At 39.7% G+C, this 26,056-nt stretch carries 17 protein-coding genes and 1 CRISPR repeat array; all 17 genes read left to right on the top strand.

All coding sequences use genetic code 11. The annotated features are described in order from the left end of the window. The first annotated feature begins 103 nt into the window (after positions 1–103). The 17 genes from BQ7367_RS00095 (at position 104) to BQ7367_RS00010 (ending at position 25,887) form a co-directional block, all read left to right on the top strand. Positions 104–499: a PaaI family thioesterase gene (locus BQ7367_RS00095; protein ID WP_072523614.1), complete on the top strand. Its 396-nt coding sequence runs from the start codon at positions 104–106 to the stop codon at positions 497–499. Between the two features lie 49 nt (positions 500–548). Then, positions 549–1,673 carry a DUF362 domain-containing protein gene (locus tag BQ7367_RS00090; RefSeq protein ID WP_072523613.1) on the top strand — a complete coding sequence of 375 codons (1,125 nt, stop codon included), beginning with the start codon at positions 549–551 and terminating at the stop codon, positions 1,671–1,673. 117 nt (positions 1,674–1,790) lie between these two features. Then, positions 1,791–3,161, top strand: a complete 1,371-nt coding sequence (locus BQ7367_RS00085; RefSeq protein ID WP_072523612.1) for a sodium-dependent transporter — start codon at positions 1,791–1,793, stop codon at positions 3,159–3,161. Between the two features lie 293 nt (positions 3,162–3,454). Then, positions 3,455–4,372 (top strand): 1-phosphofructokinase, encoded by a 918-nt coding sequence (gene pfkB, locus BQ7367_RS00080; protein ID WP_072523611.1) that lies wholly within the window; start codon positions 3,455–3,457, stop codon positions 4,370–4,372. 77 nt (positions 4,373–4,449) lie between these two features. Continuing rightward, positions 4,450–6,378 (top strand): PTS fructose transporter subunit IIABC, encoded by a 1,929-nt coding sequence (locus BQ7367_RS00075; protein ID WP_072523610.1) that lies wholly within the window; start codon positions 4,450–4,452, stop codon positions 6,376–6,378. A 72-nt stretch (positions 6,379–6,450) separates the two neighbouring features. After that, positions 6,451–7,197, top strand: coding sequence for a DeoR/GlpR family DNA-binding transcription regulator (locus tag BQ7367_RS00070; RefSeq protein WP_072523609.1), 747 nt, complete (start codon positions 6,451–6,453; stop codon positions 7,195–7,197). A gap of 552 nt (positions 7,198–7,749) precedes the next feature. Then, on the top strand, positions 7,750–8,445 hold the full coding sequence (cas6, locus tag BQ7367_RS00060; protein WP_072523607.1) for a CRISPR-associated endoribonuclease Cas6: 696 nt from the start codon (positions 7,750–7,752) through the stop codon (positions 8,443–8,445). A 10-nt stretch (positions 8,446–8,455) separates the two neighbouring features. Next, complete coding sequence (locus tag BQ7367_RS00055; RefSeq protein WP_072523606.1) at positions 8,456–10,216, top strand: hypothetical protein; 1,761 nt, start codon at positions 8,456–8,458, stop codon at positions 10,214–10,216. Between the two features lies 1 nt (position 10,217). Beyond that, positions 10,218–11,147, top strand: a complete 930-nt coding sequence (locus BQ7367_RS00050) for a type I CRISPR-associated protein Cas7 (RefSeq protein WP_072523605.1) — start codon at positions 10,218–10,220, stop codon at positions 11,145–11,147. Continuing rightward, the gene (gene cas5b / locus BQ7367_RS00045; RefSeq protein ID WP_072523604.1) at positions 11,148–11,933 is read left to right on the top strand and encodes a type I-B CRISPR-associated protein Cas5b; all 786 of its coding nucleotides are present in this window, start codon (positions 11,148–11,150) and stop codon (positions 11,931–11,933) included. 109 nt (positions 11,934–12,042) lie between these two features. Then, positions 12,043–14,661, top strand: a complete 2,619-nt coding sequence (locus BQ7367_RS00040; protein ID WP_083588825.1) for a CRISPR-associated helicase/endonuclease Cas3 — start codon at positions 12,043–12,045, stop codon at positions 14,659–14,661. Positions 14,662–14,679: 18 nt separating this feature from the next. After that, positions 14,680–15,171: a CRISPR-associated protein Cas4 gene (locus tag BQ7367_RS00035; protein WP_072523603.1), complete on the top strand. Its 492-nt coding sequence runs from the start codon at positions 14,680–14,682 to the stop codon at positions 15,169–15,171. A 56-nt stretch (positions 15,172–15,227) separates the two neighbouring features. Next, the gene (gene cas1b / locus BQ7367_RS00030; RefSeq protein ID WP_072523602.1) at positions 15,228–16,226 is read left to right on the top strand and encodes a type I-B CRISPR-associated endonuclease Cas1b; all 999 of its coding nucleotides are present in this window, start codon (positions 15,228–15,230) and stop codon (positions 16,224–16,226) included. Continuing rightward, the gene (gene cas2 / locus BQ7367_RS00025) at positions 16,227–16,517 is read left to right on the top strand and encodes a CRISPR-associated endonuclease Cas2 (protein WP_072523601.1); all 291 of its coding nucleotides are present in this window, start codon (positions 16,227–16,229) and stop codon (positions 16,515–16,517) included. 175 nt (positions 16,518–16,692) lie between these two features. Further along, positions 16,693–21,358: direct repeats of the CRISPR family, unit length 30 nt; unit sequence GATAAACAATAACATGAGATGTATTTGAAT. Positions 21,359–21,759: 401 nt separating this feature from the next. Continuing rightward, a complete protein-coding gene (locus BQ7367_RS00020) occupies positions 21,760–22,095 on the top strand; it encodes a nucleotidyltransferase domain-containing protein (RefSeq protein ID WP_072523600.1) in 336 nt (111 codons plus the stop codon). Continuing rightward, positions 22,088–22,501, top strand: a complete 414-nt coding sequence (locus tag BQ7367_RS00015) for a HEPN domain-containing protein (RefSeq protein ID WP_072523599.1) — start codon at positions 22,088–22,090, stop codon at positions 22,499–22,501. Before BQ7367_RS00020 ends, BQ7367_RS00015 begins: the two co-directional genes overlap by 8 nt. A gap of 77 nt (positions 22,502–22,578) precedes the next feature. Then, positions 22,579–25,887: an ATP-dependent DNA helicase gene (locus BQ7367_RS00010; RefSeq protein ID WP_072523876.1), complete on the top strand. Its 3,309-nt coding sequence runs from the start codon at positions 22,579–22,581 to the stop codon at positions 25,885–25,887. Positions 25,888–26,056 lie beyond the last annotated feature (169 nt).

Genomic DNA, 26,056 nt, shown 5'->3' with positions numbered 1-26,056 from the left:
GAAAGTTTATATTTTATGATATACTCATTAAGGCGTGTCGGAGCTTGAACCAGCACGTCTTAATGAGCAATATTGTTTTAAACTGGCAGGAGGCGAACAAAAGATGAAACCATCAGAGGAAACAATAAGGCTGTTCGAGAAAGACCGGTTTGCTACGGAAAACGGAGCGGTTATAGAAGAAGTAGGCGAGCATTATGCAAAATGCAGCCTGAAGATTGAAGACAGGCACAGAAATGCAATGGGCGCGGTTATGGGCGGTGTATATTTTACACTGGCAGATTTTGCGCTTGCGGTGGCCAGTAACTGGAAGAAAATGGGGAATGTATCTTTGAATTCCGAGATTACATACCTGAGCGCCGCGAAGGGGGAGAAACTCATTGCCGAGGCGGTATGTGTGAAAGATGGAAGAACTACCGGATATTACCGGATCGATGTAAAGGATGAGCTTGGAAATCTGGCGGCAGCTGTTACAGCCACAACTTTCAGAGTAGCGAAGTAATGGAATGAACGGGAAAATCAAAAGAAATTATTACAGGAGGTCAACAGCCATGGGGAAATCAAAAGTTTATTTTACAGATATGAGAGCGCTGCCGGGAACCAGTCTTCCGGACAAGCTGAAGAAACTCATTAAAAAAGCGGGGATCGGAGAAATCGATTTCGAGAAGAAAATGACAGCGATCAAGATCCATTTCGGGGAGCCGGGAAATCTGTCCTACTTACGGCCCAACTATGCAAAGGCAGTGGCGGATGTGGTGAAAGAGCTGGGAGGACGTCCGTTTTTAACAGACTGTAATACACTGTATGTGGGAAGAAGAAAAGATGCGCTGGAACATTTGAGCGCGGCTTATGAAAATGGATTTAACCTTCTCTCTACTGGTTGTCATATCATCATCGGGGACGGACTGAAGGGAACCGATGATGTGGCTGTCCCTGTTGCAGGAGGGGAACTGGTCGAGGAGGCAAAGATCGGAAAAGCCATTATGGATGCGGATGTGTTTATCAGCCTGAATCATTTTAAAGGACATGAAATGGCAGGGTTTGGCGGATGTTTCAAAAATATCGGAATGGGCTGTGGAAGCCGGGCAGGCAAGATGGAACAGCACAACAGCGGAAAACCATCTGTGGATCAGTCCCTGTGTGTGGGATGCCGTGTCTGTTCTAAGAACTGTGCCCACGGCGCGATCTCATATCCGGAGAAAAAGGCAGTCATCGACCATGATAAATGCGTAGGCTGCGGGCGCTGCCTCGGAGCGTGCAATTTTGACGCGATCTATAATGAAAATTCTTCAGCGGCAAAGGAGCTGAACATCAAGATGGCGGAATATACAAAGGCAGTGCTGGATGGACGCCCGTCATTCCACATCAATCTTGTCATTGATGTGTCACCATACTGTGACTGTCATCCGGAAAATGACGTGCCGATCATCCCGGATATAGGAATGTTTGCCAGCTTTGATCCGGTAGCATTGGATCAGGCCTGTGTCGACGCATGTAATGCACAGAAACCCGTTCCGGGAAGCCTTCTGGACGATAACATGCATGCGGACGGTTTCTGCGACCATCATGATCATTTTGTAAATACAACTCCGGACAGCGAGTGGGAGACATGTCTGGCTCATGGAGAAAAGATCGGACTGGGAAGCAGAGAGTACGAATTGATTGAAATTAAATGATAATGTCAGAATATTTCAGTAAAAGGGGACAGGCTCCTTTTAAAAAGTACCTGTCCCTTTTTTAAAGAGTGTTGAGAATATTCTGATAATTATGGGGGAAAGAGAGGATTTTTATTAATGAAAAGAGAAAGTTTTGGCTCCCGTCTGGGATTTATTTTGATTTCGGCGGGTTGTGCGATCGGATTGGGTAATGTCTGGCGATTTCCGTATATTACTGGGCAGTATGGAGGAGCAGCGTTTGTGCTGATCTATCTGATCTGTCTGGTGATGCTGGGGCTTCCTATCATGGTGATGGAATTTTCTGTAGGGCGCAGCGCCCGTTCCAGTATTGCTCTGGCGTTTGATAAGCTGGAGCCGGAAAACACCAAGTGGCACTGGTACAAATATTTTGGCATGGCCGGCAATTATCTGCTGATGATGTTTTATACGACCATCGGAGGTTGGCTGCTGCTGTATTTATTTAAGATGGCGGCAGGGAATTTTGAAGGAATGGATTCCGGACAGATTGCGGGTGAGTTTACGGAGCTGATGGGACAGCCGGTGCTGATGACAGTATTTATGGTGATCGTTGTGGTTATGTGTTTTGGCATCTGCAGGCTGGGACTTCAGAAAGGAGTGGAAGGGATCACAAAAGTTATGATGCTTTTGCTCCTGGCGCTTATGATCATCCTTGCGGTGCGTTCCATTACGCTTCCCGGTGCGGGAGAAGGGCTTCGGTTTTATCTGCTGCCCGACTTTGACAGAATGAAGGAAGCAGGGGTTATGGAAGTTATCTCCGCAGCAATGGGGCAGTCATTCTTCACTCTCAGCCTTGGCATCGGGGCGATGGCGATCTTTGGAAGTTATATTGACAAAAAGCGGGCGCTGACCGGGGAAGCGGTCTGTATTACAGCCCTTGACACAAGTGTGGCGTTTATCTCAGGACTTATTATTTTCCCGGCCTGTTTTGCTTTCGGCGTTAATCCGGACAGCGGCCCGAACCTGATCTTCATTACACTGCCGAATATTTTTAATTCCATGACCGGAGGAAGAGTCTGGGGAGCAATCTTCTTCCTCTGTATGTTTTTTGCGGCGGCGTCGACGATTATTGCAGTATTTGAGAACATTATTGCCTTTGCCATGGATCTGACGGGGTGCAGCAGGGGAAAGGCTGTGGCGGTCAATCTGGTCGCGATCATCCTTCTTTCCATGCCCTGCGTGCTGGGATATAATGTGCTCAGTGGATTTGCGCCTCTGGGTGAGGGAACCGCGATCCTGGATCTGGAAGATTTTATTGTGAGCAATAACCTGCTTCCGCTGGGAAGTCTTGTTTATGTCTTGTTCTGTACAACGCGTTACGGATGGGGCTGGAAGAACTTTCTGGCTGAAGCCAATACCGGGGAAGGTCTGAAGTTCCCGAAATGGGTGAGGATATATGTAACTTTTGTGGTTCCGCTTATTGTACTCTTTCTTTTCTTCCAGGGATACTGGAGTAAATTTGCAGGGTAGGAGTAGACAGTTGATAAAGGGATTACTACCAAGTTAGTGTGAAAGCTGTTTGCTGTGTAGACATGCGTTAATTGTACGGTGTCAGATGTGCAGTAAGAATGGGACAAGAACTGTAGAATACATTTTCTGAAAAAGGGTATGCTTAAGCGTACCCTTTTTTGTTGCCGTACTCATAATCAATCAAATTTGTGCAATATCAACTAAAACCGATCATCAAATATGTGAATTATTTTGATTGATTTTGACTGAAAATGAATATATAATACAGTTATAAAAAAGAAGGAGGAAGAAGGATGATCTACACCGTCACATTTAACCCGTCACTGGATTATATTGTTTCTGTTGACGATTTTCGACTGGGTTTGACGAACCGGACAGATTCTGAGCTGATCCTTCCGGGAGGGAAAGGGATCAACGTATCCACGATCCTGAACAATCTGGGGATTTCAAGCACGGCGCTGGGATTCGTGGCAGGCTTTACCGGAGACGAGATTACAAAAAAAGTGAAAGAGCTTGGCATATCGGCAGATTTTATTCCCATCTCTGAAGGAATCTCCCGGATCAATGTAAAGTTAAAAAATATAGACGGGACCGAGATCAATGGAATGGGCCCGGAGATCAGCCCGGAGAAGGTAGAGGAACTGATGGAAAAACTGAATGTTCTCGGAGAGGGGGATGTCCTTGTTCTGGCCGGAAGCATTCCGTCGACCATGCCTGCCGATATGTACAGCCGGATCATGGAAAGGCTGCAGGACCGGGGAATTATGTTTTTTGTGGATGCGACAGGAGATCTGCTGAAGAATGTGCTGAAATACCGGCCGTTCCTGATCAAGCCCAACAACCATGAGCTTGGAGAACTGTTTTCAGCAGAGATCACTAAGCGGCAGGAGGCCGTGCCGTACGCGCGAAAGCTTCAGGACATGGGAGCCAGAAACGTACTTGTCTCCATGGCCGGTGAAGGGGCAGTTCTGGTGGCGGAAGACGGAACCGTCCACGGAGCGCCGGTGCCAGAAGGAAAACTGGTCAACGCGGTGGGCTCCGGAGATTCTATGGTAGCCGGATTCCTGGCCGGATGGATGGAAGAAAAAGATTACGGACACGCCTTCCGGATGGGAGTGGCTGCAGGAAGCGCAAGCGCGTTTTCTGAATATCTGGCCACAGGAGATGAGATCAGGAACCTTTATAAACAGATACAGGGCAGACAGGGATAATGGCAGAACAAGAACAATGACAGAACAGGAAAAATAATGGAACAGTAGAAGAAAGGAAAGAAAGAGAGGTCAGAAAAATGAGGATTACAGATCTTCTGGACAAAAGGAGCATTTCCCTGACAGGGGCTCCGAAGACGAAGAGTGAAGCGCTGGATCAGATCATCGATCTGATGATGGAGAGCGGAAAGATTAGTGACAGAGAGGCGTACCGGGCTCAGGTGTATGCCAGGGAAGAAGAGAGCACCACCGGGATCGGAGAAGGGATTGCCATTCCGCATGGAAAATGTGATGCCGTCAAAGAGCCGGGGCTTGCGGCAATGGTCATAAAAGATGGTGTGGATTTCGATGCCCTGGACGAAGCGCCGGTGACGCTCATGTTCCTGATCGCTGCTCCCAATACAGAGGACAATGTCCATCTGGATGTCTTGAGCAAACTTTCTGTGCTGATGATGGACGAAAATTTTGCAGATTCTCTGAGAAATGCTTCCAGTGTGGAAGAATTTCTCAACATTATCGACCGGGCGGACGAAGAGCAGAAAAGTATCGATGAGCGTCTGGCAGATACCGGGGTATCCGCTGCGGCAGCAGACTCATCTCCCGCGCCTGACTTCCGCCTGCTGGCAGTTACATCCTGTCCCACCGGGATCGCCCATACGTATATGGCTGCCGAGGGGATAGAGAAGGCGGCCAGAGAAAAAGGCTGCTCCGTCAAGATTGAGACCCGGGGCTCCGGAGGAGCAAAAAATGTGCTTACAGAAGAAGAAATACGGGAGGCAGACTGCATTATCGTAGCCGCGGACGCCCAGGTGCCAATGGACCGCTTCGATGGGAAGAAAGTGATCATCTGTCAGGTGTCTGACGGTATCAGCAAGGCGCCTCAGCTCATCGATCAGGCAATGACAGGAAATGTGCCGGTATACCACGGCTCAGGAGAGGGATCATCCGAGCCGGCCAAAGGATCCGGCGGAGTGGGACATCAGATCTATACCCAGCTGATGAACGGAGTTTCTCATATGCTTCCATTCGTCGTGGGAGGCGGGATCCTGATCGCGATCGCGTTCCTGATCGACGGGCTCAGTGTGGATCTGAACTCCCTTCCCGCGGACGAACGCTCCCTGTTCGGGACCATCACTCCGGTGGCAGCGCTGTTCAAAGGGATAGGAGATACAGCGTTTGGTCTTATGCTACCTGTGCTGGCGGGATTCATAGCGATGGCGATCGGTGACCGTCCGGCTCTCGCGGTAGGTTTTGTCGGCGGAATGCTGGCGGCCGGCGGGAAATCCGGTTTCCTCGGAGCACTGGTGGCAGGATTCGCGGCAGGCTATATCATCCTGCTGCTCCGGAAGATCTGCGGAAAACTTCCCCAGGCTATTGAGAAGATCGCACCGGTCCTTCTCTATCCGGTGTTTGGCATCCTGATCATGGGACTTCTGATGAATTTTGTCGTAGAGCCGGTCATGGGCGGAATCAACACGGCGCTGAATACAGGGCTTTCCAACATGGGAGGAGCCAGCAAGATCCTTCTCGGACTGCTTCTTGGCGGTATGATGGCCGTAGATATGGGCGGCCCGTTCAATAAAGCGGCGTATGTGTTCGGTACCGCCTCCATCGCGGCAGGCAACTACGATATCATGGCGGCAGTTATGATCGGAGGAATGACGCCTCCCTGCGCCATCGCGCTGGCGACACTTCTCTTTAAGAATAAATTCACAAAGGAGCAGAGAGAGTCCGGTCCCACCAACTTTATTATGGGCCTGGCATTTATAACAGAGGGCGCGATCCCCTATGCGGCTTCGGACCCGCTCCATGTACTGCCGTCGTGTATCGCGGGATCCGCAGTGGCAGGAGCTCTTTCTATGGCATTTGGATGTACGCTGATGGCGCCTCACGGTGGAATCTTTGTCATCCCGGTCATGGGAAATCCGGTACTTTACCTGGTCGCTCTGGTGGCAGGAACGGCGGTTTCCACCATTCTTCTGGGACTTCTGAAAAAAAGAGTGGATTAATGAGGACTTCCGGCGTACAATAAAGGAAATAAAAGAGAAATGAAATAAAATAAGAAAGAAAAAGAGGCTGTTATGTTAACGGAACAACGCTATGAAAAGATCCTGGCTCTGCTGGAAGAAAAAGGCAGTATCACTGTGGCGGAGCTGACAGAACTTCTCGATATTTCTGAATCCACTGCCCGAAGGGATATTACGGCCCTGGACCGCGCCGGGAGACTGACAAAAGTATTTGGAGGAGCTGTCGCATCGGACAGCTCCTATGTGATGCAGGAGCCGTCCGTGGCTCAGAAGATCCAGGTCCAGAAGGAAGAAAAGATCCGGATCGCACGGTACGCGGCATCTCTGATAGAAGATGAAGATTTTGTCTATCTTGACGCAGGGACGACCACCGGATATATGCTGGATTTCCTTGGGAACAGGAAAGCAGCCTTCGTTACAAACGCAGTGGCTCATGCCCAGAAGCTGGTATCAAACGGGAACCGGGTGTTTCTACTGGGAGGAGAGCTGAAGAGCACCACGGAGGCGGTCATAGGCGCTCAGGCCATGGAGATGCTGTACAAGTATCATTTTACAAAAGGATTTTTCGGCACCAACGGCATCAGCAAAACGGCGGGATTTACGACTCCCGATGTGGGAGAAGCTCAGATCAAACAGACAGCCATGCGGCAGTGCCGGACCGGGTATGTGCTGGCGGACAGTACAAAGTTCGGGCACATCAGCGCGGTGACATTCGCCCCGCTGAACGCCGGGGTGATCCTTACGGAACAGCTGGCGGACGGGTATGAAGAAGGGGATGGACTGCGGGTGTGCTCAGAATAAAAAGACTGCGGAAAATGCCGGGTGGCTTTTCCGCAGTCTTTTATATATTAGGATATATGCTGTTAAAAAGAGATGTCCTAGCCACTATCGAAAGAAAAGGTGATTTTAAGGCGAAGGAAACCGATGATTCAGCACAAATTATGAGCAAATTTGAATTTAACGCTGATATCTTCAAATATATAAAGACGGAAGTTATTTGGTATACAAATTTTAAAGAATGCTGTATAATAAAACAATATTATAATAATTGATATAGTAACGGATTCAGATTATTTGAATCATAACACAAGGTGTATTTGAACAGGATTAAGATATAAAAAGCATTAACATTATAAATAGTAACATGTGATGTCTTGCTGATATCAATTTACAGATAAGGAAGTGTTATATGCAGATAAATAATTTTTCAAGTATAAAGATATAAAAAACTAAAAAATATATTGACATATATTGGAAAGGATGATAATCTGAAAATAGAAAAAATATTTTTCAATAGTTAGAAAAATATAAAGATATGTTAAATATTCTGTCGATTCTAAGGGGGTACTGTGTATGGACACATTCTCAATTCGATTAAAAGTTTATATGCTTCGCAGCGTCATGGCGAATCAAATACAGGCTAAATCGGGGGCTTTGATTGATAAAGGGTTTATGACAGATAAATCTCTTATGAAGTTCCATGAAACGAATAAATACAAGATGTATTGCTATAATAATTTATGGCCTCTTGAGAAGGATAAGTGTTATAAAAAAGGAAAGATCTATACCTTAACGATCCGGACGATTGATCCGAATCTGGCAAAGTACTTTTCAGAAATATGTCCCAATTTGTATACGGACGAACTGAAGGGACTGTCAGCAGATATACGCATTCTTCCGAAACATTGGATCCAGACACTTTACACTACGAGTCCTGTTATTATAAAAGACGCAGAGAAAGGATATTGGAGAACCCACAAAAGTCTGCCGGAATTTGAAGATCGGCTGAAGACAAATCTGATCAAAAAGTGGAATGCCTTCCAGCATGATAAGATAGATGAAGACTTTCAGCTGTATACATCACTGGAATTCCTGAATGAAGGGCCGATAGCCCTGGAGTATAAGAATATAAAACTTCTTGGCGATAAGATCCGGCTTCAGATCGCAGACAATAAACGAGCCCAGGAGATTTCCTATATGGCGCTTGGAACTGGCATCTGCGAGATGAATTCTCGTGGATGGGGCTTCGTTAATTATCGCTGGATGTAAGGAGGTACATATGCTGAGAGAGTGCATGGAGGTATTTAAAAGCGAATTAGACAAAAGTGGAGGAAGGCTGGTCCTTGATACTTATATTCCTGCGGACGGCACCTATCTTATTATCGGGAAGGACGGCAACATTAAAGTGTATGCTGACCTTGTCAAAGACAAAAAGACAAAGCAGATCAACAGAAACGTGAAGGATTTAGGGAAAATATGTTTTTATGATTATCAGAGCCAGCTGATTTCTATGAATAAGCCGATGGATTCAAAGAAAATTATTCATTCCAACAATTATTTTTCTTTCTTTGTCAAAAAGGACAGCCTGATTACTGGAAAATTAACGGAAGAAATTATTGACGGATATTATGCAGTTTTGGAAGATCCTCTTGAAAAAAAATACGGGAAATCAAAAGAAGCAGCACGTATATATGAATTGTTTTCAGAGAGAGAGGGAGCTGTAGATCAAGAAGCGGCCGAAGAAAAGAAAAAATGGATTAAAGATCATATTTTCAGGCTGGAAGAACTGGAACCGACACTTGACATGAAACGAAAGGATTATCTGAAAATCTTTTTTGAAGCTGACGATTCAGAGTATGAGCGAGAAGCGAGGAGATATTTCCTGCCGAATATATACAATAACAATGATTTTAATACGGAAATTGAACAGACCGTTTTGGGGATGCCGGACAACAATCTTGGTATGAATGCAAAGAAGCCTTTTCTTTCCATTAAGTCAAGGAAATGCGCGGCTCCATATTTGCTAAACAGTGATGAAGTGATGCTGCAGAAACAGTTTTTTGACTATCTGATGAATCTGGTATCTGCCGGAAAGTATCATGTTTACGTGGACACGATACGAAAAGAGATTGAGGGATATAACAGCGGACAGACACCATATGAAGTGGAGGCAGGATATTATCTGAGACTGCGAAAAGGGAAGACAGAAGCTGAGATCCATGATCAGGATAATATTTCCGGATACAGACGAAAACTGACTCCGGAATTCCGGTTTCATCCGATTGTGGGTGATATATATAAGAAGCACCCGGAATACAGTGAGAAATACGGGAGATATGATGACCGGATCATGGTAGGGAAATTAATTGATGAGATTTTCTTTTTGAATTTTCTGGGAAGCAACTATACGGTTGATGCCGGGGATATAAACATAAAAGACGGGGTGCTGAAACAGAATATTCTAAGATCACGCGAGGTTGTCTTTTCCTGGGTGTTTTTGGGAAACGATTATGGAATTGAGTCGGTTTTGAGCAGGGCAGCTGTGTCCATGATGAAAAGTTGTGCAGAAAATGGATATCTGGAGAAGGTAAGGCTGCAGTTTGATTTAAAATATTCACTGGAAAGGTATTTTTCAAAAGAGAAAGGAGAAAACATGAGTGAGATTATCAGTGGGCTGAGAGAAAAAGTAGAGGACAAAGTATTATCAGAAGTATTAAAACCGGTAGAAAGTGATGATGAATACTATTATTGTGTGGGGCAGTTAACTTATTATCTGCTTTCACTGAGCAAGGCAACAGGCCGTAATCATTCTCTCTTAAATCCGATTTTGAATGCCAAGACGGATGGGGAGATCAAGGAACGGTTATTGAGGCTGTATAAAAAGTATAACTATCAGATCTTGGAGGGACCGAAACGGATCCGGAATCTGATTGGAATGGTAGAAGGATATGAGCCACAGCCCGGGACAAAAGCGGATCAGGAGAAAATACTGCTAGGTTATGTTTCCGATAATGTAATGTACAAAAAGGAGGAAAAATAAAATGAAAAAAAGAGTATATGGTGTGATCGGAATTTCTTCTATTATGGCAAACTGGAATGCAGATTTCTCCGGTTTTCCGAAGACTACAAGTGAGGGACAGACTTTTGGAAGTGATAAAGCGTTGAAATATCCGATGAAGAAAATGTGGGAGGATGAAGGAGAAAAGGTACTGTATATTAAATCCATGCGTTTGTCTAAAGATGGAGATGCGCTGATCCCGCGGACGCTTAAAGAACGGTATGAGCTGATATTTGGTGTAGAGAACCTTGCAGATTGTAAAGATATAAAAGAGATCCTGAAAAATCTGATGACAGCAGTTGACGTGAAAAATTTTGGCGCTACTTTTGCAGAAGCAGGAGCGAATATTTCTATTACAGGAGCTGTTCAGATTGGCCAGGGATTTAATAAGTATGAGGGCACATACTCCGAAGAACAGCAGATTCTTTCCCCATTTCGTGATGCGACAGATACAAAGGAGGAGGCCAGAAACACGACTCTTGGTACTAAGATCGTCAGCAACGAGGCCCATTATTTCTATCCTTTTGTGATCAATCCTCTGGCATACGATGAATTAATAAAATTAGGAGTGACAGAAGGATATACAGAAGAAGATTATCAAAAGTTCCGCAGAACAGCATTAGTCTCAGCTACATCTTATGCAACAAACTCAAAAGAAGGATGTGAAAACGAATTTGCGATTTTTGTCGAGACCGCACCGGATATCTATCTGCCTAATCTGTCAGAGTATATCACTTTTGAAAAAGGAGAGGAAAAGAATACGATCAGGATGCAATTTGCGGATTTTCTGAAAACATTTGGAAGCTCTGTCCAGAAAGTTGATATATATTTTAACCCGTTTACCACAAATCTGGAGGGGGTTTCAGAAAACATGAATCTGTTTGATATCCGCACACAAAAAGAGGTGGGGTAAATGGAAGTTTTGAGATTTACGCTGAGTGGTAAAAATGCTTTCTTTAAAAAGCCGGAAGTAAATTCATATTGTTACTTCACATATGGGAACATTCATAGAATCGTGCTGCTGGGAATATTTGGTGCAATCTTGGGGTATGGCGGTTACTCACAGATGCAGGATTTTTCAAAAAAGAAAAAGAAAGAGAACCTTGCCGTAAGTTATCCTGAATTCTATGAGAAGCTTGAAAATGTACATATTTCTATTCTTCCGGTTCCGGAGCATAGAACAGGATTTATTGCCAAAAAAGTACAGACTTTTAATAATTCTGTCGGATATGCATCCAGAGAACAGGGCGGAAATCTTATTGTAAAGGAGCAGTGGCTGGAAAATCCAAAGTGGGAGATATGTCTTTTAGTGGATTGTGAGGAAGCGGAAAAAATAAAAACGGCGATTCTTGAAGGAAAATGTGTGTATTATCCATATCTGGGAAAGAATGATCATCCGGCTGATCTCAGTGATGCCCGTATAGAACAGGCAGAAAGAATAGAATTTCAGATGGGAAGAATGGACTGCCTGATCCCAAAGGATGAACTGGACATTGCAGAACTGGATTATGATGAGCAGGAGGACCTTGAGGCTTTTGGTGAATTCAAATATGTAGAAGCACTTCCTTATCGCCTGGATGGCTGGACAAATAATTATATACTTAGGACATTTTTATACACAGATGAATTTGTCAAAGAGATAAACAAAGACGTTGCTGTTTATCTGCTTCAGGATAAAAAGAAGATTGTTTTTTACTGAAAATAAAGACGGTTCTATATTGAAATATTGTTAAGGAAAGAAAGGAGTTTTCAATCGAGTTAACTGATTGAGGACTCCTTTTTGCAAAAGAAGAAAAGAGACTTACACAATGAGAGGGAAAAGAATGAACGAACAGGTAGTGGAGAGCAGAATCAGAGGATTAGTTGAGAATGTAGAAAACTATGACGCTCACATAAGAATACAAAATACAGGAGAGATTATAAGGGAATCTCTGACAGAGCATATAAAACTGACAGTAAAATATTTCGGAGAAATATGGGATATAAAGCAGGCGGATGCTATGTTAGGAAGGTTTATCAGACAGACGTGGGGTGCGCTGGCAGAAGATACTGAAAGCTTTTTAAAAGAAATGATCATGGGAATCCCTCTTTTTCATGACCTTGGAAAAATTAATCCAAAGTTTCAGATCGGACAGATGAAAAATGCACGCGTCAAAGATGACGAGGCATTTCTGTGCATTAATTCCAAGCATTCTTTAATCTCAGCAGTTTTATATCTGGATTTTTATCTGCAAAAACTGAGAGAAGAAGTAAAAGAAGCAGAAGAGAGGGAAAAAATAAGACCGTTGATTTTATATCATTCATATCTTATTTCGCGGCATCATACAGATCTCTGCGATTTTGACCTGTTTCTGGAAGAAATGATTCTGGGAAAAGGGCAGGAACTTATGGAAATATTCAGAGAAAAAGGCGGAAATGTATATAAAGAAAAGTTTACGTTAAACACAAAAAGAGTAAAGCGGATATTGGAAATAAATAAAAGAAACATCCGGGAGATTGCCAGAGAAAAAAGTATTGCTTTATATGCGTATGAAAAAATACTGTATTCTATACTGGTGGCCGCCGATTATTATGCTACAACACAATTCATGTCAGGGTTAAAGACCGTGAAATTCGGAGATTTGGAAGAGATTCAGGCATGGGTAAAAACATATGAGGATACGGATCTGATGCATTCGATTAGAAAATACCAGAAGGAACAATATCCAAAGCAAGAAAAAGAATTAGAGGCGGAGAATAACATTAATGTACTTCGGACTGAAATGCTCTGCGATGCAGAAAAAATTATGGAAGAAAATAAAAATCGTTTCCTTTTTTATCTGGAAGCTCCTACAGGAAGCGGAAAGAGCAATACGGCACTGGATTTGAGTCTGCGGCTTGTAAATGAGGATAAGAACCTGCAGAAAATATATTATATTTATCCTTTTAACACACTAATTGAACAAAACATGCAAAGCTTAAGTAAAATATTCGGGAATAAAGAAGAAATCTTCAGGGACATTGCTGTTATTAATTCGCTGACGCCTATAAAGAGAACAGATAAAGACAAGCAGGCAGAAGAACAGACAGAAAATACGTACTATTATCAAAGAGCGTTGCTGGACAGGCAGTTTTTAAATTATCCTTTGATTTTGTCAACGCATGTCAGTTTGTTTGATACGATGTTTGGAAATACAAAAGAATCAGCATTTGCTTTCCACCAGTTGATGAACAGTGTTGTCGTGCTGGATGAAATTCAAAGCTATAATAATGAACTATGGGGTGAAATTGCGTATTTTCTGAAAGTTTTCGGGGAATTGATGAATATAAAAATAATCATTATGTCCGCAACACTTCCGGATTTTGATTTATTAACAGGGGATATTTATCCTGCTGTAAAGTTGATGCAAAAACCGGAAAAGTATTTTACCATTCCATGTTTTCGTAACCGGGTAGAAATTTCATATGAGCTTCTGGAACAGACAGCATTAAAAGAACAGGATGAGATATTTGATATTCTGACAGCTCATATTAGAAAGTTTTTGCCAGGGAAGAAGAAAATTATAATCGAATTTATTAAAAAGGAGTCAGCATATCAATTTTATCAAAAGCTCAGGGGTGAGGATACATTTGGCTGTGCTGTGGAATATATGTCAGGAGATGATAGTATTGCAGAGCGCAGTAGGATCCTGAAGAATATTAAAGAAACCCAGAGTGGAATAATTCTTGTGGCGACACAGGTTATTGAGGCCGGGGTTGATATTGATATGGATATAGGATATAAAAACATATCAAAATTGGACAGTGAGGAGCAGTTCCTTGGCAGAATTAACCGATCGTGTTTAAAAAAGGGGAAAGCCTATTTCTTTAAATTGGATGATGGAAATGGAATTTATCATGGAGACATACGAATTCGAAAGGAATTTACACTGGAAAATGAGAAGATCAGAAATATTCTTAGGGATAAAGATTTTGGACAATACTATGAAAAAATATTGAAAGAATTAAAGGATAACCGAAATGACAATACGGGTGAAGTAGGACTTGATAATTTCTTTTATAAAGATGTCAGGAATTTACAGTGGCAGAAAGTAAAGGAAAGAATGAAGTTGATTCCGGATGATAAATGGAATATGCAGATTTATTTGGCACGGTTATTAGAAGACGGGGAGGGTAATCAGATCGACGGGAAGATAATATGGGAGGAGTATAAAGAACTGCTGAAGGATCTGTCAATGGACTATTCTGAAAAACGTGTAAAATTGTCAGAGATTACAAGCAAAATGAATTATTTTATTTATCAGATAAAAAGGAACCCAGATTTAATTTATCATGATAAGGTTGGAGAAATTTTTTATATAGAAGACGGAGAAAAATATTTTACAGAAGGGAAACTGGATCGTAAGAAATTACAGGGAGAAGTCGGTGAGTTTGTTGATTTTATTTAACAGCAGAGGAGCGAGATAATGAGAGTAAATGGGACACTGGTGAATTATTATTTTCATTGTAAACGACAATGCTATCTTTTTGGAAATCGAATGAATTTAGAAGACAACAGCGAAGAAGTAAGAATAGGAAAGGCACTGCATGAGGAACGGGAAGAACAAAAAAATACAGAAATATCTATAGATAATATCAGGCTGGATAAGTTGACATCAGAATATCTTACAGAACTGAAAAAGTCAGATTCAGATGAAAATGCTGCAAAGTGGCAGCTTCTCTATTATCTGAAAGTGTTGAAGGATAAAGGAATAGAACGGAAGGGTAGACTGGAATTTGCTGAGAAGAATAATAAAAATTCAAAAACTATTATTGTTGAACTGACAGAAGAATTAGAGCAGCAGTTATCAGAATATATCAGTCAGATTGAAATATTGTTGGAACAAGAGAGGGTTCCAGAGGTTATAAACGATAGAACATGTAAGAAGTGCGCTTATTATGAATATTGTTATATTTAAAAAATGTAGGAAACCTGCTGGAGTAACTATGTGAGTTAATAATAAGGAGGAATTAGATGGGAAGCACAAGATATATTTCTTCGATGGGAGAATTAATAAGAAAAGACAATTCCTTATGTTTTCGCAAAGACGGGAAAAATATTTACATACCAATTGAGAATACAAAGGAAATTTATTGTCTGAATGAGATTAGCATAAATAGTAAATTGCTTGATTTTCTCGGACAGAATCATGTGGTAGTACATTTTTTTAATTACTATGGTGGTTATAGTGGTACATTTTATCCGAAAGATCAGTATATGAGTGGCCGACTATTGGTGAAACAAGTAGAAAAATTCCAGCGGGATAGAATACAGATTGCGCGTGCTATTGTGAAAGGAATTGGTGTTAATATCTATGAGGTGCTCTATCATTATTATAAACATGATAAAAAAGAAGTAAAACAGACAACAGACTGGATAAGAAAGGAATTCTATTCGTCTGTAGAAAAAGCGGAGGATATAAAACGGCTTTTGGCTTTGGAAGGAGATGTTTGGATGCGATTCTATAACGATTTTCAATATTTCCTTCCAGAAGATTTTATAATGAATAAAAGAGTGAAAAGACCACCTGATAATCCAATTAATGCTCTGGTATCTTTTGGTAATACGCTTCTGTATACAAAAACAATCTCAGCAATTTTCCGTACTCATCTGGATCAAAGGATCAGTTATCTGCATGAACCATCGGAGGGACGTTTTTCTTTAAGTCTTGATCTGAGTGAAGTATTTAAACCAGTTATTGTATACCGAACAATATTTGATCTGGTCAATAACCGTAAAATACAAGTAACAAAACATTTTGATAAAAAGGTAAATTACTGTGTGTTAAATGAATCTGGAAGAAAGATATTTATCGAGGCATTTGAAGGCAGAATAGAATCTGTCTTTCAGCATCCCAAATTAAAACGAAAAGTGTCTTATCGTACAGCTTTAAAATTAGATTGTTATAAGTTGATTAAGTGTATCGTGGAAAACAAAGAATTTATTCCATTTAGCTTAAAAGAGGGGTGTTAGATGTCAAAGAAAATTAATTATAATTATGCATTTGTTTTTTATGATGTAGGAGAAAAACGAGTGCAGAAAGTATTTAAAGTATGCAAAAAATATTTGTCCCATTTTCAAAAATCAGTTTTTAGAGGAGAAATGTCGCCCTCAAAATTGATTTTGTTAAAAAAGGATTTGAAAAAAGTGATTAATGAAAAAGAAGATTTTGTGTGTATTATTAAATTAATGAATGATAATGTGTTTGGAGAGGAAATTTTAGGCGCTGGAGATGTAGAAAACGGAGAGAGTTTAATTCTATGATTTTACCAGGCGGTTTAGTATATGAAAGGAGAATAATGCCACAAATATCGGGGAAATAAGGCAAATTATATAGCACAGAAGGAAAAGAAAGATATGGATGGGAAAAATTGCAAAAGGATTGAAAATTAGATATATAGAGAGTATAGTGATTATTAAGAAACGCGAAAAAATGTGGGATAAACAATAACATGAGATGTATTTGAATATTTGAGCGGTATTGTACATTGCTGTATGGACTGGGATAAACAATAACATGAGATGTATTTGAATAGCGATTCTGTTCCATTCTCTAACCGGTATATCTTCGATAAACAATAACATGAGATGTATTTGAATCACTTTTCATCGAAAGGAATGAGCCGAGATGGAAAAGATAAACAATAACATGAGATGTATTTGAATATTTTTGAAGGCATATGGAATATTATTGTAGATATAGATAAACAATAACATGAGATGTATTTGAATTTGATTGCCACAAGTGCTGTCTGCTGTCCAATTTGATAAACAATAACATGAGATGTATTTGAATTTGAGTTCCTTGGCGCGCTTGGAAATTATTTCAATAGATAAACAATAACATGAGATGTATTTGAATGAGTGGACAGCTGATTTTCGGTGTTTAGATGATACATGATAAACAATAACATGAGATGTATTTGAATTAGGTTTCCGCGATCTCCTGTATGCCGGTATAGTAGATAAACAATAACATGAGATGTATTTGAATTCCCGGATCCCCGATATTTTCCGTCTTATATATTGTGATAAACAATAACATGAGATGTATTTGAATTCGAGATGCTGTCGGAGGCAATCGGACTTGCAGAGGGATAAACAATAACATGAGATGTATTTGAATTTAGTTTGGGTTATTTTATCGTTTAAAATTTTACCTGATAAACAATAACATGAGATGTATTTGAATATCTCGCACGGTTTTGTTCTGTATTTAGCCATTGGGATAAACAATAACATGAGATGTATTTGAATGTGCGGCAGAGTCGGCTATACAGCGCGAAGGTATCACGATAAACAATAACATGAGATGTATTTGAATGGACAGCTACATGACCTATAACGCCGTGTTTACTGATAAACAATAACATGAGATGTATTTGAATAGAAGGGAGCCTGCTGGACTGGGCGTATACGTACAGGATAAACAATAACATGAGATGTATTTGAATGAATGGATATAGACCCGTCAAAGACCGGATGCAAGGATAAACAATAACATGAGATGTATTTGAATTTTCTTTGCCATTTCTTCAAGGAACGGCTTGTCGATAAACAATAACATGAGATGTATTTGAATGATGCTACTATCCGAAGCACCTATACCGAAATCGGAGATAAACAATAACATGAGATGTATTTGAATTTTGAAGAGCTTGAGCGGCAAGATCCCGCCACTGAGATAAACAATAACATGAGATGTATTTGAATGTTCAATCCTGTTGCAAACTTGCTTCCGAGGTTTTTGATAAACAATAACATGAGATGTATTTGAATCGCATATCTGACCAAGGATGTTTCCGAATTCATCCGGATAAACAATAACATGAGATGTATTTGAATATTTTACCACCCTTTTTACTCAGCCTGCTCAATCCGATAAACAATAACATGAGATGTATTTGAATATCAGATCCGTTTCACACAGAACGCGATATCCAAGATAAACAATAACATGAGATGTATTTGAATCTAACTTTCGGTGCGTTTTGCATTGCTTTAAAAAATGATAAACAATAACATGAGATGTATTTGAATATTAATCGAATTGATGAACGATACATACGATAAAGCGATAAACAATAACATGAGATGTATTTGAATATGCCGAGCAGTAAGTTGAAAGTTCTTCCTTTGTCAGATAAACAATAACATGAGATGTATTTGAATAAAATTAAAGTAAAAAAGGAAAGCAAAACCCGAAATGATAAACAATAACATGAGATGTATTTGAATACTCGAATTGCGGAGGATTGCTTCCTTCCGCATAAGATAAACAATAACATGAGATGTATTTGAATATCTGAACCTGCAAAAGATTCAGGCCCTCTTCTATGGATAAACAATAACATGAGATGTATTTGAATTTTTTACTCTCTGTGGCATCCCCACCGACGAAATTGATAAACAATAACATGAGATGTATTTGAATCCACGTTGGACTCCTGCGCCTGAAGATAATGTTACGATAAACAATAACATGAGATGTATTTGAATAACATTTCTGTAAAGTCTGTAAAGATTGTTCCGGCGATAAACAATAACATGAGATGTATTTGAATTTCCTTTTCCAGGAATAGTTTTAGCGAATCCACATAGATAAACAATAACATGAGATGTATTTGAATATGTAAAAGTCAAGGAGGAAAAGTAATGAAGAAACGGATAAACAATAACATGAGATGTATTTGAATATAAAAAAGAAAAAGCAGCCCTGTTTCTGGGCCGGATAAACAATAACATGAGATGTATTTGAATGTTCTTCACGCTTACCTTTTCTCACATTTAACCTTGGATAAACAATAACATGAGATGTATTTGAATATACGGATATACAAAAAAGCCTGATAGCTACCAAGATAAACAATAACATGAGATGTATTTGAATCGGGTAATTTCATATACACTTTTGTCTACTAACGATAAACAATAACATGAGATGTATTTGAATAAGATAATTGCACGGACATCTTGTTTTTCAGCAACGGATAAACAATAACATGAGATGTATTTGAATATTGCGATCGGGGTCTATGACATCGAAGAACTTGCGATAAACAATAACATGAGATGTATTTGAATTGCTTAATCGGCAGATTGAGCAGAAGAAAGAGGAACGATAAACAATAACATGAGATGTATTTGAATCAGATCCCACCGTCCATCATAAACGCCCTGGCCCTGCGATAAACAATAACATGAGATGTATTTGAATAAAGTGCGGCTGTGGCTGCCGGACTCGGACCGGGATAAACAATAACATGAGATGTATTTGAATGGGGTATAAACAGGTTGTTGTCCTGGATGAATATGATAAACAATAACATGAGATGTATTTGAATAGCGAAATTCACAGCGACAGACAGATTTTATCAGTTGATAAACAATAACATGAGATGTATTTGAATTCAAACATAGTGACCTGGATGGGCTACACCTGGCGGGATAAACAATAACATGAGATGTATTTGAATAAGAAATGTTGTATGCTCAATATTGGTTGATACTGGATAAACAATAACATGAGATGTATTTGAATTCTTTCGGGAAAAGCATATCTTCTGTCGGGAATACCGATAAACAATAACATGAGATGTATTTGAATACGGCTGTAATAGATACGCTGATCTATCCCAGTGCGATAAACAATAACATGAGATGTATTTGAATGCATATCGGAGACGGGCGGAATTGATGGGGCTGAGGATAAACAATAACATGAGATGTATTTGAATATTTGTATTCCACGGTCGTTTTCCCGTTCTGAGTGATAAACAATAACATGAGATGTATTTGAATCTCTATGCGGCAACACAAAATCAATCGGAAGTTATGATAAACAATAACATGAGATGTATTTGAATTTCCCGAAGGAAGTAACGAAGTCAACCTCTCTCGGGGATAAACAATAACATGAGATGTATTTGAATGCACAACATTCTCTTCTTGAATGCGCGAAATTTGAGATAAACAATAACATGAGATGTATTTGAATTGACAAACAACAAAACAATGAAGGAGAACATCGAATGATAAACAATAACATGAGATGTATTTGAATTTATAGACAGCCGAAACAACTCGGTTGTGAAATACCGATAAACAATAACATGAGATGTATTTGAATGACCGCGGTGGCCACAATCGGAACGGCGGTTGTGCTGATAAACAATAACATGAGATGTATTTGAATTGAACTCCCGCCCGGACTGGTTTCCCGTCTACCGAGATAAACAATAACATGAGATGTATTTGAATAAGGAAGGGACGCCGGTGAATAAGCTGCCGTCCTAGATAAACAATAACATGAGATGTATTTGAATAGTGCTATGCCTTGTACGGGTTCGGTTGTCTTTCAGATAAACAATAACATGAGATGTATTTGAATGATCTGGAAATCCGGGAGCTGAGGACGACACAGGGATAAACAATAACATGAGATGTATTTGAATCACAAATGCGGGAGGATCGGCAAAGGGGACGTTGGGATAAACAATAACATGAGATGTATTTGAATACCCATATCTCACTTCCTCCGCGCAATTTTGGCATGATAAACAATAACATGAGATGTATTTGAATTTCCATTTGCAAGTGAAATAAGCAATGAGGAACTGATAAACAATAACATGAGATGTATTTGAATACTTCCTCCAGAAGCATGGTCCAGCTTGTCGGGCGGATAAACAATAACATGAGATGTATTTGAATGCTCGTAGTTGGCAGCAAACAGGCTGTCTGACATAGATAAACAATAACATGAGATGTATTTGAATTGGTATGCGATCAGACTGCTTGCGCTTCCCACATGATAAACAATAACAAGAGATGTATTTGAATGCGAATTAACAGTTACATGTGTAAGCCGTCTTATCGATAAACAATAACAAGAGATGTATTTGAATGCCGGTCTCGCCCGCCAACAATATCTCCGTTATCCGATAAACAATAACAAGAGATGTATTTGAATGCGATCCCGCCGATGAAATCCTTACCCCACTGCAAGATAAACAATAACATGGGATGTATTTAAATGATGAGGAGATTGAAAAGCCTCGTAAAATCCTGCCGAAGATAAAGAATAACATAAGAGGTATTTGAGACATATCTTATATCAGTTTTTCAGTCTTAAATAAGTTTAAAAAGGTCTCGAAACCTATAATAACAGAATACAAAATTGTCCTCAGACAGATCTTTTAGAACTGCCGGAGGACATTATAGGTTTTGCGCCGGCTTTTAGATTCGCTTTTTATACAAATTTTCCACCACCCCGATTACCGCATACAATACCATCGCCATAATACACAGCAGGATGATCGACATTAGTAACCAGTTCATCTTGAAGAGGTGAAGGGACAAAAAGACAAAATGACCATTGTCCGAGAAATATAGAATAATGACAAGAATGGCGAAGAACGTTGAATGTGTCAGGTATACAAATTTTAATGAATACGGTATAATAAAATACAAAATAAAAGGACTAAACTGAAAGAGGTGAGGTCAAATGACGACAAATATTACGGAAATAATGCAGCAGTTTGCAGACAGAGTGAGGGGACTTCTGGGAAATACCCTTGACAGCGTCATTGTATATGGGTCATATGCAAGAGGAGATTATTCTGAACTATCAGATATTGATGTGATGATTCTGGTCACTTTGACGGAGGAAAAGATAAAGAAAATATCTGATGAGATCAGTGATATGGCTTTTGAATATTTGATGAAGTTTGGAGTAGATATTTCGCCGGTAATAACCAATATAGATCATTTTAACTACTGGGTAGATAATCTACCCTACTATCGTAATGTAAGAGATGAGGGGGTAAGGCTTAGTGCGTGATATCAAGAAAGATATAGAATTATCAAAGTACAGGTACTCTTTGGCGAAACAGACTTATAACAATGCGAAAATGTGTTTTGATAATGGGTTTTACAGGGATTGTATTAATCGCTCGTATTATGCGGTGTTTTATGCAATACGAGCTGTGCTGGCGTTAGAAAGTATAGACTTTAAAAGGCATAAAGATGTGGTAGCATACTTTAACAAAGAATTTGTTGCTCAGGGAAAGTTCCCAGGGGAAATGGGGAGACGACTGGCACGATTGAAAATGAAAAGGGAAGAGAGCGATTACAGTGATTTTTTTATTGCATCTGCGGATGAAGCGCAAAAACAGATTCAGTCTGTTGAATATATTCTTCCACTGATAAAAGAATATTTAGCTGGACATGGTGTAGAAATAGCGTAAATCGTGGAATATAGTTAAGAATCGCTGTATTGTGAAAAGTGAAATAAAATATGTACAATGGGGAGAAGCAGACGGATATGTCATATACAGAGAGAAAAAATATCGAAAGACACATTAAGACACATTCAGAACGTTCTGCTGAAGATCATGCGGCAGTTGATGTCTTGAGAATTTTTTTAAGGTCCAATGGTAAAATAAATACTGATTTTTCCTGTGACGATAAATGGCCGAACACAGATGGTACATTTGAGTTTGTCTCAAAGCCTTATACGTCAAGAAAACCAGAACAGAATTTCTTTGTTCAGATTAAAGGAACTCATACATATACAGAAAAAGATGGAGGGATTAAGTATTTATTAAAGAGTTTGGCTTTTCCTGCATTTATGCGTTATCGAGTGACATTTGATCCAGGTATTCTTTTTGTTGTAATAAACCCTGATGAACGAGGATGTGAAAGAGTGTTCTGGAAATATATGTCTGTTGATTTTCTCCATTCACTTGATTTTAATAAGGAGAGTGCCACTATTTATTTTGCAGCAGATGAGGAAATAGAGAATACAGAGGAAAGTATTGATAAATTTTGCGATAAGCTAGAATATATTGCAAGCCAGCATTCTTTTGTGGCGCAGCTAGATGATGCAGATTATTCAAAGAATGACATATATAGTATTATAAAAGAATGTGACAGAGAGATTACAGAATGTATTGACAGGATGGAAATTTATAATGAAAGCCGTGATGATGTGTCAAAGAGAATGCTGACACGACTGAAGGACATAAGTGTTGCTGCCCTGCTGCTCAACGCATTAAATGAAGGATATGAAAAAATAAGTATTCGTCTGGCATGGGAACGTTCGCTGCTGAGCATAGAAACAAAATATCTGGGGGTGTTTTATAAAGCTTTAAAATATGTCGGATACAGAATTCCCATGGAAGGACAGTCAGAGCGGCTGATGCTCAAATATTATGATTTTCTCTGGCAGATCAGAGCTTCTTTTTGGAAAAATAATGGGATAACAGTATTGCGCAATTTGGAGAAATTTCCCCTTTGTATAGACAATACGGATAAGGAATATTATCAGTTGATATCGGCAGCAGTTGATTCTGCTGACAAAAGCTATAGAGCGGTAGAGTCTTCAAGATTTTATGTGCAGAAAAAAACTCCATTCTTTGTCGGAAAGGAAAGATATTATGAAGTCACTTTGCAGCTGGCAGGGGTTTATGCTACAAAATATAACAGGATAACTGCTTATACAACAGAAAATATTTCAACAAATTATTCTGTTCAGATAAGCTATGTGGATGCTGAGATTAATTTGTGGGATATAAATACAAAGATTAAAGTTATTACAAATTGGAAAGTATCACTTGATCCAGTATGTTTAAATAAACTTGCTAAAATACTTAAGATACCTATGAGACTCAATTCAAAATACCGAGAGTATATAGAATTGATGAATTTCCTTACAAGAACCGGTATCAATTTTCTTGATCTGATAGATTTACAGGAAGTTGAGTTTTATACACTGATCGATCCCATATACAACAGAACAAAAACTTCGGAATTTAGAAAAGTTCTGGTGGAACTGAAGAATCATTATTCTTCGGATTCGCAAAAATCGGGAAGAAATGTAATCAGGTATTTGTTACAGAACCTGCGAGAAGAAACGATAGAAAATGTATTGCCTACAAAATATAACCCCAAATGTTTGTGTGACAACTTGTCCTTGTCCAGCAGATGTTTCCCATTTGAAAAAAATCCGTTTATATCTAATTTAGCCGGAAGCAGAACAAGTGAAACAAACCATATTCGGCATGTTGCAAAAGCGGCTGGATATGACAGAATGGATGTGGTTCGTCCGTATTTGCTGATCAGAAATGCGATAAAGCAGACAGGTGAAATATATTTTGAAAATGGAATTGCAGAAACGGACGATATAAATGCGTATAATGCACAGTTGGATTGGTGGGAACGTAAACAAGGTTATAGCATAAAACAAGAAAACGGATTTGTGGGTATAGAACTTTACGAAAAGACTACAACCAGTATTCTTGAAAAACTTGTAAAGTTTTCTCATAGTGGAAATAAAGGGCAAAGGCAGTATAACCAGAGGTTTATCAGAAATGGTGGTATCGGTTTTTCGGATGATCCTTTGAAAATACAGGCTGTAAAAGAGGCTTTTGTTGAGTCTCGCCTTTTGCTGATTTACGGAGCTGCGGGAACAGGGAAGACAACACTAATCAACTATATTTCTAATCTGATAGGTGGGCAGCGAAAGCTGTTTCTTACGAAAACACACACAGCATTACAAAACCTGAAAAGGCGTATTGTCAACCCGGGACCAGCGTGTGATTTCCTGAGCATTGACAGTTTTACGAAAAAAGTGACACTTTCGGAATATGATATTATTTTCATTGATGAGTGTAGCACGATAGATAATCAGACAATGAAAGTATTTTTGGAGAAATTGAGTCCTGACACCTTTTTGGTTCTGGCTGGAGATATTTATCAGATTGAATCTATTGATTTTGGAAACTGGTTTTTTTACGCAAAAGATATTATCAAAACACGCGGATCTAAGGTCGAATTGCTCAATACGTGGCGGACAGACGATCAATCGTTGATCAGCCTTTGGGATGAAGTAAGGAAGCGAGAACCATTAATCACAGAAAAACTTGTTATTGATGGTCCTTTTTCAGAAAATATAGGTTCAAATGTATTGAGAAGAGAAGAAAAGGATGAGGTAATATTATGTCTTAATTATGATGGAAAATTTGGACTGAATAACATGAACAATTATTTTCAGACTGCAAATAAAAAGGGAAATGCTGTTTTTTGGAAAGAGTGGAGTTATAAGCCGGGAGATCCGATACTCTTTAATGAGACAAAACGTTTTCCTATCCTTCATAACAATTTGAAAGGGCACATTGTAGATATAATTAAATATGCTGATAGAATTACGTTTACTGTGGATGTTGAGATGAACTTGACAGAGATAGAATGCAAGAGAGAAGATCTGGAATTTATTGATGCTCTCGAAGTTTCCACCCGTATACGATTTACAGTATATGCCTATGAAAGCGGTGTTGGCGGGCAGGAAGAGGAGTATGCCCGGATGAGATCGGTGATTCCATTTCAACTTGCTTATGCGGTTTCTATTCACAAAGCACAAGGTTTGGAATATGACTCTGTTAAGGTGATCATTCCGAACAGTAATTCGGAGAAAATAACTCATGGCATATTTTATACAGCAATTACGCGGGCAAAGAAACGGCTGAAAATATATTGGAGTGCGGAAACAATGGCCAAAATAGTAAAAAGTTTTTCAGTAGACGAAACGAAACAGAGAAGCCTGGAAATTGTGAGATCAAAATTAGGAATATAAAATTCACAGAATACAGAAAAAAGAAATTTTAAATACCCTCAGGAGACCGTTTCAAGTTTTGTGTAAACTAAAAAACTGATATAAGATATGTCATTAGTTACTTTGGGCAGAGCCAATTTTTTGAGGTTCTGCCCTTGCTTGTATTATAATGCAGTTTCCAGACATGTCA

It is taken from the genome of Clostridium sp. Marseille-P3244 (assembly GCF_900120155.1).
Taxonomy (GTDB): domain Bacteria; phylum Bacillota; class Clostridia; order Lachnospirales; family Lachnospiraceae; genus Mediterraneibacter.
Note: the sequence above shows the minus strand (reverse complement) of the source record. Positions and strands in the feature narration are given on the sequence as shown.